We start from the raw sequence: 13,193 nt of genomic DNA on the forward strand, positions 1-13,193 counted from the left end.
GCACTTATTTATCGCGAACCAAACAATACCTGTTTAATACCAAAACGCCCCTGGTTAATGACCCACTGGTGAAACAATTCTTACATATAAAATGAGAAATGCGTCAAACCCTAGTTTAGACATGATGCTGAATTTTCGGGATTGAAATACCAAAGTCCAGCGTTGTCATTATCTTTTGATCGCGCAACACCCCAATCAACAATGTGACAAATCAAAGATTTGATAAAAAAGCGGCCAGATACATGTGGTTTCCGCCATTTCACGCGCGGTGCTCCAAATTTGGAATTAAGCTGCGGGCTGTTGCTTTTGGATCACTATTGCGACCTCTCAGAGGATAAATCATAACGGGGCGCACACCCCGAATGGCAGATATCTTAGGCAATGAAAGCTGAGGTGCACGATAAAGGTCATGACACATTATTACTTTCGAAAAATTTGACGGGTTGGATGACCGATATCCTATCTACGCCTAAGGCGCGAAAAGTTGCGCCTATAACCCCTGTTGGAGCCCGAGTTGGCCCGTTTTGACAAACCGTTAGACATCGCGCACGCCGCTGTTCGCACCGGCGACATGCCACGCGCGCTGGCCGCCGCCGAGACCGCAACCCGCGCAAATCCGACATCGTCAGAGGCGTGGTGGCTTTTGGGTACGGCCGCCTGCGCACTTGACGACATGCCGCTGGCGGAGCGCGCGTTCGCTTTGGCTGCCCAAAATGCCCCCGTCGGGTCTCGGGTTGCCGCTCAGATGCTGGCCCTGCGAGGTAAGCCGCTGATCAGCGATGGCCGTATGTGGGAGGCTGTGGAAAGCGCACGCATGGCAATAAAGGCCGGCTTGAGCGACGTGTCTAGCCTTGTGCGTGTCAGCTATACCCTCACGCATGCCGGCTGCCCGCAAGAGGCATTGCCGTGTATAATCAAAGCAACCGAGATTGCCCCTGATCATGCGGAGGCCTGGTATAGCCTGGGAAGCGTTCGCCGGGCACTTGGGGATATCGCCGGTGCGGAGTACGCCTTCAATAAAGCCATCAAACTCTCCCCCACCCCGCCTGTCCCCGCCTATTTCAATCTCGCCTATCTACGACGCTGGAAGGCCGACGACAATCACATAGCGATACTCGAAGGTTTGACCTGCCAAAGCAGTCTGGAAGCGTGTCGCGTCGCCTACACGCTCTTCAAGGAGTTCGATGACATTGGCGATACCGAAGCCGCCTGGGATTGCCTTCAGGTTGGCGCCGAACTCGCCGGAAAGATAGAGCCGTGGACCGAAAGCGAAGAAGCCGAAACGGTCGCCGCCTGGAAAACCTATTTTCCTCTGGGTCGTCTCGCCGACATCGATGACCGACGGCCGCGGAGTGGTCCAAAACGCATTTTTATCTTAGGCCTCCCGCGTTCGGGCACCACCCTGATCGAGCGCGTGCTGGCAGCGCATAGTCAGGTACAGGCCATCGGAGAACTCAAGACGTTTGGAATTGCGACCCATAAATTGGCCGGCGTCCCAGGTGTCAGACGCCTGGCACCAGACGTCATTGCCGCAGCCGCGCAACTCGATCCACTCGATATTGCAGAATTCTATACCCGCGAGTCGGCCTTCCTGAATGACGGGAGCGCGTATGTGATCGACAAACTTCCTTCCAATCATGAATATGCGGGCCTTATCCGCTTAGCCTTTCCGGACGCCATCATCATTGCGCTTGATCGCAATCCGATGGACGCTTTGTTTGGCGCCTATAAGGTCCTTTTCACGGGCGCCTATGGCTGGTCGTATTCCCAGAAAGACCTGGCCGCGCACTACCATCAGTTTCGCGATCTGATGCGCTATTGGAAACAAGGCCTCGGGGACGGCATCATTGACGTGTCTTTGGAAGCCGTTATCCGCGATCCCGACACAGAGATACGCCGCCTGCTTGACGCCTGTGGCCTGCCGTTTGAAGACGCGTGCCTGCGTCCGCATGAGGCGAAAGGTGCGGTGTCGACAGCCAGTGCTGTTCAGGTCCGCAGCCCTATCAATTCTCAGGGGGTAAACGCCTGGAAACGTTACGAAACCTATTTAACGCCGCTGCAAACCTACCTGCAACAACGGGGCTATCTGGACGGAGTCGTGACGCCATGATCGTTTGTGACGCGTTCGTTTTCCCACATCTGCACAAATCCGGGGGCACGTTTGTAGGACGGATGATGATGACCTGCATTGCCTCGGCGAAGCGGGTCGGTTACCACCTGCCCTATGCTGAGGTGCCTGCCAGCTACCTGGCCGTCCCCGTCATTGGCACGGTGCGAAATCCCTGGTCCTACTATGTATCATGGTACCATTTTCAACAAGGCCAGGCCAAGCCGAATGCCTTGTTCATGATATGTAGTGAAGACCGGTCACTGGGATTCCAAGGCACGATCACCAACCTGCTTACCCTGGAAAATGACGGTGCGCGCGTGGCTCGGCTAGCTGAGGCGTTTCCCGATCATTTTGTGAATTATGGCCTCAACGTCACAAGGGCGTGCATTCAACGCATTTCCGGATCGGGGTTTGGTTTTTACAGTTTCCTCTACAACAGACTGTATGCAGGCGCGCCGACGGCACGAATCCTTAGAATGGAAGAGTTACGACAAGGCCTTTATAGTATCTTGTCGGGGCTGTCTCCTGGCGAGTTGCTGAAATGCCAGCACTTTTTGCGTTCGACACCAAACCTCAATGTCAGCGACCATGCACCCTATCACGAATACTACACTCCGGAGTTGTCCGCCCTTGTCGCAAAGATGGATTGCGGGTTGATAGAGGCGTACGACTACAAATTCGCCTGAGCCAGACCATTCCTTCCGTCAATTGTAATGATCTATCTAGACATTGGTCTGCATATGCATGTAGCCTCAAACGACCTTCCTTAACTCTGGCCGATCGTCCATGAATCTTCCCTGCGATGCCCTGAAACTTGGCAGCTTCGACATCACGGCGTTGAAAGCCATAGTGCAGCGCTTCGATGAGGCGGCATGGAATGCAGATGCCAGCCGTCAGACGGCCTTTAACGCCCACATAAGCACGCAAACGATTAAACTCATTGCGGACACGGATTTTCGGCACACCCATCCGACCTACCATGCGACCTTTACAACGCTCGAACCACATTTACAGCCCTTTATGGACCATATTCGCCGCACTTATCTCCAGACGATGCGTCAACGTCGCACAGCGCAACAACGTGGCGCGGGCTACTTTATTCGCGCTTTGTTGACGCGGCTGCCGCCGGGCGCCGAGATTAAGCCGCATATAGATGACGGTGACTCCCTGAAGCGTTGCCACAGGATTCACGTTCCCCTCATCTCAAATCCAGATAGCCTGTTTTGGGTGGGTAGCTTGAAATTTCACATGCCGGAAGGCGAAATGTGGGAAATCAATAATCGCCGCACCCACGCCGTCCGCAATAACGGCACCACTGCGCGCGTTCACCTCATACTCGACTATGTGCAGCCGGGCGAAACCGTATTTGATCTGGATGGTCCCCTGGTCGCGTAGGGCGCAGGGACTTTGAAATTTCCGCAATTGAAAGCAGAATCATGACGCAACACTTTTCCATACGGCAAATTTATTTGAAGGATTTGTCATTCCAGGCGCCGTCGGGCGCAGCTATTTTCACGCGCGAATGGGCGCCGGAAGTCAAGGTCGACATGAATGTGACGCACGAAGACATTCCCGGCGGGCTGACCGAGGTTGTCCTCGCAATTTCCACGGTTGCCATGAGTTCAGGTAATGGCGCTTACGCGATAGAGGTATTACAAGCTGGCGTCTTTCAGTTGTCAGGCTTCTCGGCGGCAGAGCGTGAGCGCGTGCTCATGACCAAATGCCCGACCATTTTGCTCCCGTATGCGCGGGAAACGATAGATACCCTTCTGATGAAGGGTAGATTCCCGGCTTTGATACTCGATCCGATCGATTTCGAAGCCAACTACCGCCCATAGGAATTATATTGCTGTAATCGCTCCGCGTTGCTCCGACGCCATCAGGTTTCAGATTGTAAACAACATCGAGTGCGGGTCTGAAAAATCTCGCGGCCAGCCGAAAGGGCTTTAGCGACGTCCGCTTGACGGTGCGTCGATTTCCTGTCGCCTATAAGCGTTTTGGAGATGGACATGCCCGATCCAACCTTGTCTCAGATGGATGCGCGTACACGAGCCGCTTGGAACGGGTCTTCCGGACAAAGCTGGCTTGATCATCAGGCGCGCTTCGATGCGATGCTAAAGGCATACCGCGATGCGGTCTTGGCGGCGGCGGCTCCCACGGCCGGTGAGAGGGCGATAGATATAGGCTGCGGCACGGGCGATACCACGATCTCCCTCGCAAAACAGTTGGGCGAAGGCGCCCATATCTTGGGAATCGATATCTCGGAGATCTTGCTTGGCCGGGCACGCGAACGGGCGAAATCTGAAGGCCTGGCCATCGATTTTGCGCTTGGCGACGCTGGGAACCACCCGTTTGACTCTCGAGCGAGCGATCTGCTGGTCTCACGGCTGGGCGTCATGTTCTTTGCCAATCCCGTCGCGGCCTTTACTCATATGCGCCGCGCCCTCTCGGCCAAGGGGCGGCTGGCCATGGTGACGTGGCGTAGCGTGCGGGAAAATGACGGCGCATGCCTGCCGCTCGAGGCCGCTAGAGCCTTTGTTAAACCGTTGCCGCAGCCAGATCCGGAAGCGCCAGGCCCCTTTTCATTCGGTGATCGCGACCGGGTCAATCGTATCCTTCGCGAGGCCGGGTATGAGAATATCAGCATCGAACCGTTCGACGCCCCGCTCCTGTTTGGTATTGGCGCAACGCCAGACGCGCAACTCGACGATGCCGTCGCCAACTCTTTCCATATAGGGCCTTTGAGCCGATTGTTGGCTGATGAACCGGGCGACGTGCGAACGGCGGTATGTGGCGCGCTACGCAAGGCCTATGAGACCCGCCTGACGCCCGAAGGTGTTGTCCTGTCTGGCTGCGCCTGGATCTTGACGGCGACGGCGTAAGGCCATTGCAAAAAATTTGAGCTAATTTTCTGATCAAAATTGGCCGGAAAATTAGCTCAAATACGCCGATACGCGTAGCAGAACCATTTTGCCCCCCTTAAACAGAGAATTGGAAAGGGAAAAACTTCGAAGTGCCGCGCGCGTGCCCGGGTGCTCCGGCCCCGAATATCGGCACCCTGACCGTTTAACGCTAGCCAAGATAAAAGATTGGCATCGCGTTAGGTAGCGACAGGCTACCATCGGGAATCTTGTTTCGGTCAGTCAGCGGCGCCGCGTTATTCAAGGGTGATCACCTTAGTCGACCCCATAATTAAGCCAATCCGCAGACAGTTGGTTTGGGGACGTTATTTGGATCGATTTGTGCGATTCTTGGGAGGTTTAAAGGTAGCACATACTGGAAGCGGACAGCGTCGTCACGCTGCGGCATTACAGCAGCCATCTGTCCCAGATCTAGAACCTCAAGTGTGACGTGAAGCGGGTTTTTTAGTAACCAGCTTCACCCGGACGGATGCCCGGGCAGCGAGCTAGAACTGTCCCGACGCTAGAGGTCAGGTTCGCAGATAAAGCCGCCCTGTCGCGGATCATGGCGGCTGTTCAATTTCTCGAAGGAGACTACTGTCACCAGAATTGACGGCACCGCAAAACTGGCCAAGGCGAGTGCAGCAGACTGTACAATGGTCGCCCCGGATCCGGCCGCAGAATTAAGTGATCTGTTCTGCCTGGACTACACATCGCGGCTGTCGCTTCCATACCAGCCGTTTACCAGCAAAGTTACTCTTGGCTTCCCAGGATCTCCGGCCACAAAAGGAGTGACGCAATGAGGCCAGTGTCCTGGAAAAATTATAACCTGACCGGAACCGAAGGGAACGAGCACACCTCAGTCTGAAAGATCTTTGCTTAAAACACTCCAGGGTGTCGGCTGAAAGAGATAGGCCCCCCCCGCGGTGTGTCATCTCACCGGTATAAAAGAATGTTCCACCACCCTCGAAAACGGCATCAGCGGTGCAGAGATGCATGACAGAACCGAACGACCGGGACTGTACTTCACCCGTCCGTTCCCGCAAAGCCTCGTCATTGTCGACGTGAAGAAGGACTTTTTCGCCGTGTTAATCGCAACAGTCGGCCACACTTCGAACTTGCGGGTGTTTGAGCCCGACTCCCGTTCGTATCTAGCGCAAAGAAACCTGCAGTAACGCGCTATGACTTGCGCGAGGGGCGCATTCATCCGCCCCTCGAGAGCGAGTACGGCCATATCGTCTGATTCAATTTCCTATCTGCTGAGGAAATTAAAAAATAGCATCCGCGATTTTAAAATTATTAGCTCAACGAAGTTGGCGACGGATATTAATAAGTCACTAAGCGTCTGAATATTATATGTGCTTGACGATTTGACGATCGCTCATTCACTCTTCAGATTAAGAGGAGTGGCGAAGGTTGTAAAGTTGCGAACAGATTTCGATCCCTTGGGTTTGCGGCTGCATGGACGGTAATCGCCAGTGCAAAACTACGGGTCCCAAGACTCGCAAGGTACTTCTATGTCTCATGAACTTTTGAGTCGGGCTTCTAAAGCCTAATCTAAGGTTCAAAACGGTACAAAAAAACCTATCACCTATTGTGCGTTTTCCCAACTTGGTTCAATCTGAGGTGTGGGCACATAGGCGTTACCACCTTTCGGGCGCTCGGATACAATGGGGGAAACATGACGTCTAGGAAGAATCCAGCTTGGTTGGCGCTTGGTGTGTCAGTACTTGCCGGCTTCTCAACAATACCGGCAAGAGCGGATTCGCTTGAAAGCAATCCGACTGCCTGGTTATTGCAGGATTATCTCGATGGCGCAGTATATGTATATCATACATCGTCGCCATGCATCGATGGTAAACTTTTCATACCGGCGACCGGCCCTGCCGATGCCAAAAACCGTTTTTGGAGTCTGGTGCTCTCGGCGAAAATGTCTAATAAGATTGTCGGCATTTATTACAATCCAACAACTTGCGAGATCAATAGCTTCTATCTTGTGCCTGGATAGATCTCGCCCTTTTATACTTGCAAGCATAAGCCCCGATCCCTGGGGATATTTTCAGATCTTTGATCCAAAATGGAGTTGAAAATGCGTAAAATCGTTAGAATAGCCGTAGCCCTACTCCTCGGGGGGCTGGCGGTCGCAAATGTGGCGGCGGCGGACTCGACCACATCCTACCAATATGACGCCTTGGGCCGTTTGACCCTGGTCACTTATCCCGATGGAGGCAGTGTGGCCTACAGCTACGACGCAGCCGGCAATCGAGTCGCGGTTCAACGCGTAGCTGGAACAGCTCCGGCCAGCAAAAAGGTCGTAGTCTTGCCGTTGCTGGGTGGCGTGGTCATACCTGTGCCTTGACGCCCCTTGCTGTCGGCAAGGCGGCTTCATCGCTCTATATGCGCAATGATTGTTCACTATTTCGGAGCTATCTTATGAAACGTTCTTTGATACCGTGTGTAGCAGCAATTTTGGCTTTGTCTTCCAGTTCAACCACTGCAACGCCCGCAAGCTCACCAAGTTTTAGTCGAATTAAAATGTTGGACAGCGGTTGGTACGAGCCAAATCTTAGAATTTACGTTGATGGTACAGTCTACAATCCGGAAAATTGTCCAGACGCAACGAGTTATATAATTCCATCCAATCTTCCGGCAAATCAGCAGTTAACTGCGATGGCGTTAACCGCCTATAGCCTTAAACATCAAGTGAGCTTTGTGTTAGATGGATGCACCTAAAACTCACCTACAGTGATCTCTTTAAGAGTTAAGGAATAGATATAATGTCTATATGTTGACGTCATCGACTTGGTCATAGTCGCGATTTGCGCTCTGCCTAGCAACGGTTGTTGGTGCACGCCTCGAGTATGACGGCAATCATCATCCCTAGTATATTTTAATTCGTCAGGAATTCAGATGTCAGGAAGGAGAACTACTACTCCCGACTGTCAAGGGGCCCACTAGCGATAGACTTTCAGCGCATACCATCGCCAGTTAATCGTGCTAACGGCCACGATGTCGACATAAGGCCGGGAAAGCAGATTTCGATTACGGATAATGGTACCTACTGGCCTAGGCCCGACATAGAGTGCGTAGGTTGTATCCCTATCGTCGCGGGATTGTCCAAATCGTCGCGGGATTGTCCAACAGTCTGCGTAAAAATGTGACCAAGCCCTGGGATCGTAGCTGTAGCTCGAGTTTCCCGCAATCGGAGGCTTGTCTGTAAAAGTAACAGCACAGTAACCTGACAGGTCGGGCCGCCGTCTGCACATCCTGCCCCCCTTTGCTGAGCTCGGACATAAGCTTCAATCAGAAGCTACCAGCTCGTAAACTTAGACATGGGAATAATTCGATGAAAAAAACCGTTGCAACGCTATTGCTTCTGGCGCTTGGCATGACCTTCGCGGGGAACGCGATGGCAGAAACTTATACTGGTCGCCTCGCCAGCTATTTCCTCTCTGGACCCTCTAACCTGCCATTCCGTGTGTATCTTGACACATCAACGCCCAACTGCCCTGGCAATTTGTTCTACGTCGACATTAATAACGCGAACTATCAGGCTTATGTATCGGGCCTTCTAACCGCCTTTTCGATGCAAAAATCGGTTATTATTACCTATACGGTCGGTACAGGTGGATACTGCGCAATTTCTGAGTATCAGGTTCTGGCCTGAGGTCGCAAAATTGAATGGCTAATCGCTCAGGCTTGCCTGCCTCAATTGGTGAGAATGAAGCGTGATCGTCTGACTCCACTGTCTATACAACGGCAGCTACTTTTTTTAAGCCGCGCTTTTAACTGGCCGACGCGCTGTTGGCGTACACCTAACTAGCGCGGAAAATCTGCGGAGCGAAAGCAACGTCGCGGCGTGTATTTAGCGGGGTCAACGCCTCCTCGCGAAGTCGGGAAAAGTTAACAAACTAGGAGAGATACTTTGAAACAAAGCTTACGTTTAGCCACCTGGCTGTTACTAATTGCGGCGTTTCCTGCCGGAGCCAGTTCTGTTACGGGCGTGCATGTAAAGAATATCATCCCCAACAACGCCGGTGTCGTTCAGATTTACTTAGAACAACCTCGGTCGGGTATGCCCAGCTGCGCTACCAATACGCCCATTCAGTTGGATTTTTCTGTTTCCACACCCGCCGGGCAAGCTATTTTGGCGGGCCTTTACCTAGCTTTTGCATCTGATTTACCCATCGATATTTCGGGTACAGGTCAATGCGATGTGGAAAGCGGTATTGAATCTATCGGATATGTCTCCGTTCATCGGTAAGATTGTCGACAAAAAGCAAATTTTGCAGCTAACGGCCTCTGGCAAAATAAATTCAGAAAGAGAGGAAGTAAAATTGAAAAGAGTATTTTCAAATTTGCTGGTCACTGGAATTCTCGTTGGAGCGTTTACAAGTAACAATACGCTTGCGGCAAATGTTCTAGCCTCGAGCGTTAAGGTCACCATGATCGAGGCGAGTTTTATGCCAATCGAGTTTGGTTTCAAGATCGACAAACCTGCTGGTGCCTGTGCGGCAGGAACGTTTTTGAAGTGGACAGGACAGGGTGCGGACGTCACGGCGAAAAGTAATAATGCGATGGCAGTCTATTCGATGGTACTGGCTGCGTTCACGACGGGTAAGAATTTGGAACTGGGAGTTGATGACGCCACCTGCACGGTACACGTTATTCAAATTTGGTAACATCAGCAGTATTTGACATAGGCCGTTGCTTCCGATTGTTGAATTCTAATTCTGGGCGGGATTATGGTTGGGAAATCGAGATGCGATTAGGAAATGAAATACCGGCAATATTGATAATGGCGGGTCTCTGCTCGAATGCTCAGGCTGGGCAGCAGGCATTCAATTATGATGCGCTCGGGCGACTTGTTTTTGCGGGTTCGTCGGAAGGCAATTACACGCGATATGGATACGATAGCGCGGGAAACCGAGTGCTCAAGAATAGCTATATCCCATCACAGGCGATGAGGTCATGGGAAGCGGATGCTCTTCCGCACGCCATCGGAGCACTGGATAACGACGGCTGGGCCGTTACTATAGCGGACACCCCAAACTACGTTTCGTTTGGCCCCTATGTCTCCGATATTCCGACGGGCGATCATGTCGGCATATGGAAAATGATGGTTGACGATAATACAAACGACAATTTCGATATCGTCCGGATCGACGTGAATGATGCCACTGTAGGCCAAATACTCGCGACACGGACCGTGAAACGAAGCTAGTGGACAGCCGTTCACGCTTATGAGTACTTCTATTTGCCTTGGACGCTCGATACCGCTCGGTTGGGCCATTCAATCGAGCTTCGCACCTATTACCTCGGATATTCATATCTGCGAGTGGGGAGGGTAGGTCTGGACACAACCGTTTCTCATGACCCGTCACTGGCTTCCATGTCACAATCCTGGGAAGCGGAGAGTCTAAATCATCAGGTTGGATTTGCCGATGGGGACGGATGGGCGGCAAATATTTACACTGATCGACAAATCCTGCTTTACGGCCCTTATACTACTTCTATTCCTCAAGGGGCGCACACGGCTGTGTGGAAGATGCTGGTCGATAATAACACCGCCGACCAACGACCAATTGTCACACTCGATGTATGGGATTCGACTGCAAGCAAGCAACTTGCTATCACGACGTTGTTCCGCAATGCCTGGTCCGCTTCAAATGTCTATGAGTACTTCGGAATTCCCTTCTCGATTGACGCCAGTGAAGTCGGTCACGCAATTGAGATAAGGGTAACCTATGACGGCTATTCATACGTTCGCGTGGACAAGGTCGGCTATCGGTAGACTTCAATGCAGTGCGTGAATGTTTGCACGCAAATCGTCGACCTTCCGGATTTAAGCGTTACGTTACATGCCGCATCCTAGGGCCGTGAACGTCGACTGCAAATCAAATTATCATTATACTATTGCGGGGTAACGAGCCAGAAGCATCAGGTGAGGACTGCGTCACATCACTCTTCTTTCAAGTAGAAGCTGGTCACAAAGCATGAAGATCCATCATATATATAGTATATACCCATGGTCTTTGATGTTGCTTTCGCGGTCATTACGGTGGAGTAGAATCGATTCAATTCTTCTGCCGTTGAAGAGGCTGGCATGGTTATATTACCATAATCACATGTAGATCCGGTGAAATAAACTCTTACGTTGCCACCGATATAATTCTGTAGGCGCCATTTCGAGGGAACAGCTTCAACAAGTGAAGTGGTTTGCGCAACTGCCGAGGTTTCCAAAGAAACGCCCGATACCAATAAGGCGGCAGCCACAAATGCTGGCGTAAGCCGGCTATGCGTCCTCTTCATACTATCTCTCCTATTCAATCTGTCAAATTTAAGCACGCTTAATAATGCATCGACGTTCTACGACGCTGCTAGCATGAGATTCTACTTTTACTAGCACCCTGCCCAAGCATGCCTCTGTATCGGCACAAACATTGTTAGAATTAACGCAAGACCACACCAAGTAAGCGCATATATTCATGTTTTCATAGCATGTGTACTGAATAACCCGCCTCTGAACGCGCGTCAATAAGATTTTAAATAGATGAGAAATTTTAGTTGAGTGGCGAATGTTGTTTATAAGCGACAATTTCTGTCCAACATATACTTTATATGAGATAAAACGCATTATAGTTATAGTGTATATTTATGAAAAAATGTAGGCGCTCGCTTTAATAATAGCAAATGACAGGTTCTTCCGATGGTTTTTGCGCTTCATGAAACATTTCTAATTATATCTGCAATATTAACACGCACTATAAATATTATTTGAGATTTGATTTTTAGTGATAGTGAGCGATGGAGAAATGGCCCTCAGGGCAGGAATACGTTGAATGCGGAGCAAAGCGCAGCCCATTTTATTTCCAAGAAACTGCGAATCGTTGTTCAAATTAATTCAACCCTAAATTTATAAAAGGTGTAATATGATACCGCCTCATTCCGCTACTAGGCGTTGCCGGTCCGCATCAATAGCAGGTAGGGCACTGCTTCTGCTTTTGGCATCTTATTTTGTTACGTCTTCAGCGAACGCATCGAGTACGGGGGCTGGAAACGTGGAGAAAGTTTTAGTTCTTTCTTCCGGGATAGTCACGTTCAACCACACGGGTCAAAGGACAACCTTGCCCAATTGCCAAGGCGCGACAGTTCCCACCCGGTGGGCTTTTAATTCCAATACAACTGCTGGCCAATCAATGCTCTCATTGATATTAACCGCCTATGCCACCGGCAAACAAATTTCCATTGTAGGAACCGGAACATGCGCGGACTGGTCAGATTCCGAGTCGATTAATCTGATTGTCACTGAAAGTTAGTGCTATAGCGTGTTAGAGAAACGCCCCATTACTTCACATTGGCCGTCCACTTGTCCGCCTAGAGCGGCCCTAACGCCCGTTCAAGTAGGCCTTAAGGTGGCATAGATGTTCCAAGGGCGTCACACCAGAGGGCGATAGCGGCTCCGCCACTCTGGCCCTCGTCCGAAACATAGCATCACGTCTGAAAAAGTTTATGCCACTTTGATTATTGTTACCGGCTGCAACGTGGATGTTGGAGCTACGCGCAGTCCGGAAACCGGATGGCTGGGTAATCTTGTTGCGTAATCACGGCGAACATATGAGCGCTGTCGCCAGTATAGCGAATATACCACTCCTGCACGCGACCGATAGCCTTGGCCCGCAATCGCCATACCTGCCCATCGTGCCCTCCGGAAACATAAATTGCACTTGTGCCTGTTGGCAACGCCTTCTCCGGATCTGCGTTACCGTACGATGAAAACAAGCTGCGTACACAATCCGTACCACGTTTTGGTGTTGCGGCCAGGTTCAATAGTTCAGAAATCTGATCCTTCGACATTTCAGTAACGCGGCCCAAAACGACGTCGTTGACGTCCGTCGACTTCGTAGCATTCCATTTCCGGCCTTCGAACTCTGCGCGTACAGAAACCTGCACAGACCCGCCAGGCACCTTTACTATTTCAGTGGTTGATACCGTATGATCGCCCTGTTCGCGCGCAACGGCAAGTCCCGTCCGCATGATCGCGATATTGATAGCTTCATCTACTTGCACCTTGGCAAATTCGCGCTGAGCGAGCCGCTTCTGTGCCGAGGCTAGTGTAAAGCCTGCCGCGCACACGAGCGAAATTGCCGCGCACAGGATGACAGCGGTCACACTGGCGTATC

15 protein-coding genes are annotated in these 13,193 nt (G+C 51.4%); 13 read left to right on the forward strand and 2 right to left on the reverse strand.

Annotation, left to right across the window (positions count from 1 at the left end; all coding sequences use genetic code 11):
- The first annotated feature begins 514 nt into the window (after positions 1–514).
- From RCJ00_RS10570 to RCJ00_RS10630, 13 genes are all read left to right on the forward strand, one after another.
- Complete coding sequence (locus RCJ00_RS10570) at positions 515–2,110, forward strand: tetratricopeptide repeat-containing sulfotransferase family protein (RefSeq protein ID WP_316221843.1); 1,596 nt, start codon at positions 515–517, stop codon at positions 2,108–2,110.
- A complete protein-coding gene (locus tag RCJ00_RS10575; RefSeq protein ID WP_316221844.1) occupies positions 2,107–2,796 on the forward strand; it encodes a hypothetical protein in 690 nt (229 codons plus the stop codon). The genes RCJ00_RS10570 and RCJ00_RS10575 overlap by 4 nt, the downstream gene beginning before the upstream one ends.
- 100 nt (positions 2,797–2,896) lie before the next feature.
- Entirely contained in the window at positions 2,897–3,505 is a 609-nt protein-coding gene (locus RCJ00_RS10580; RefSeq protein ID WP_316221845.1) for an aspartyl/asparaginyl beta-hydroxylase domain-containing protein, read from the forward strand.
- A gap of 41 nt (positions 3,506–3,546) precedes the next feature.
- The gene (secB, locus tag RCJ00_RS10585; protein WP_316221846.1) at positions 3,547–3,948 is read left to right on the forward strand and encodes a protein-export chaperone SecB; all 402 of its coding nucleotides are present in this window, start codon (positions 3,547–3,549) and stop codon (positions 3,946–3,948) included.
- Positions 3,949–4,119: 171 nt separating this feature from the next.
- On the forward strand, positions 4,120–4,992 hold the full coding sequence (locus RCJ00_RS10590; protein WP_316221848.1) for a class I SAM-dependent methyltransferase: 873 nt from the start codon (positions 4,120–4,122) through the stop codon (positions 4,990–4,992).
- A 1,699-nt stretch (positions 4,993–6,691) separates the two neighbouring features.
- Entirely contained in the window at positions 6,692–7,018 is a 327-nt protein-coding gene (locus RCJ00_RS10595; RefSeq protein WP_316221849.1) for a hypothetical protein, read from the forward strand.
- A gap of 81 nt (positions 7,019–7,099) precedes the next feature.
- Complete coding sequence (locus RCJ00_RS10600; protein WP_316221850.1) at positions 7,100–7,369, forward strand: RHS repeat domain-containing protein; 270 nt, start codon at positions 7,100–7,102, stop codon at positions 7,367–7,369.
- A gap of 74 nt (positions 7,370–7,443) precedes the next feature.
- Positions 7,444–7,743, forward strand: coding sequence for a hypothetical protein (locus RCJ00_RS10605; RefSeq protein ID WP_316221852.1), 300 nt, complete (start codon positions 7,444–7,446; stop codon positions 7,741–7,743).
- Positions 7,744–8,356: 613 nt separating this feature from the next.
- Positions 8,357–8,677, forward strand: coding sequence for a hypothetical protein (locus RCJ00_RS10610; RefSeq protein WP_316221853.1), 321 nt, complete (start codon positions 8,357–8,359; stop codon positions 8,675–8,677).
- A gap of 258 nt (positions 8,678–8,935) precedes the next feature.
- Positions 8,936–9,274: a hypothetical protein gene (locus tag RCJ00_RS10615; protein WP_316221854.1), complete on the forward strand. Its 339-nt coding sequence runs from the start codon at positions 8,936–8,938 to the stop codon at positions 9,272–9,274.
- Positions 9,255–9,692 (forward strand): hypothetical protein, encoded by a 438-nt coding sequence (locus RCJ00_RS10620; protein WP_316221855.1) that lies wholly within the window; start codon positions 9,255–9,257, stop codon positions 9,690–9,692. The genes RCJ00_RS10615 and RCJ00_RS10620 overlap by 20 nt, the downstream gene beginning before the upstream one ends.
- A 248-nt stretch (positions 9,693–9,940) precedes the next feature.
- Complete coding sequence (locus RCJ00_RS10625) at positions 9,941–10,234, forward strand: hypothetical protein (protein WP_316221856.1); 294 nt, start codon at positions 9,941–9,943, stop codon at positions 10,232–10,234.
- Positions 10,235–10,402: 168 nt separating this feature from the next.
- Positions 10,403–10,804, forward strand: a complete 402-nt coding sequence (locus tag RCJ00_RS10630; RefSeq protein WP_316221857.1) for a hypothetical protein — start codon at positions 10,403–10,405, stop codon at positions 10,802–10,804.
- 167 nt (positions 10,805–10,971) lie between these two features.
- Here the strand turns inward: RCJ00_RS10630 and RCJ00_RS10635 are convergent, their stop codons facing one another.
- Both RCJ00_RS10635 and RCJ00_RS10640 read right to left on the reverse strand, forming a co-directional pair.
- Positions 10,972–11,322, reverse strand: a complete 351-nt coding sequence (locus RCJ00_RS10635) for a hypothetical protein (protein ID WP_316221858.1) — start codon at positions 11,320–11,322, stop codon at positions 10,972–10,974.
- A 1,245-nt stretch (positions 11,323–12,567) separates the two neighbouring features.
- Positions 12,568–13,182, reverse strand: a complete 615-nt coding sequence (locus RCJ00_RS10640) for a hypothetical protein (protein ID WP_316221859.1) — start codon at positions 13,180–13,182, stop codon at positions 12,568–12,570.
- Positions 13,183–13,193: the final 11 nt, after the last annotated feature.

Origin of the sequence: Asticcacaulis aquihabitans (genome assembly GCF_032490435.1) — a bacterium.
Taxonomy (GTDB): domain Bacteria; phylum Pseudomonadota; class Alphaproteobacteria; order Caulobacterales; family Caulobacteraceae; genus Asticcacaulis.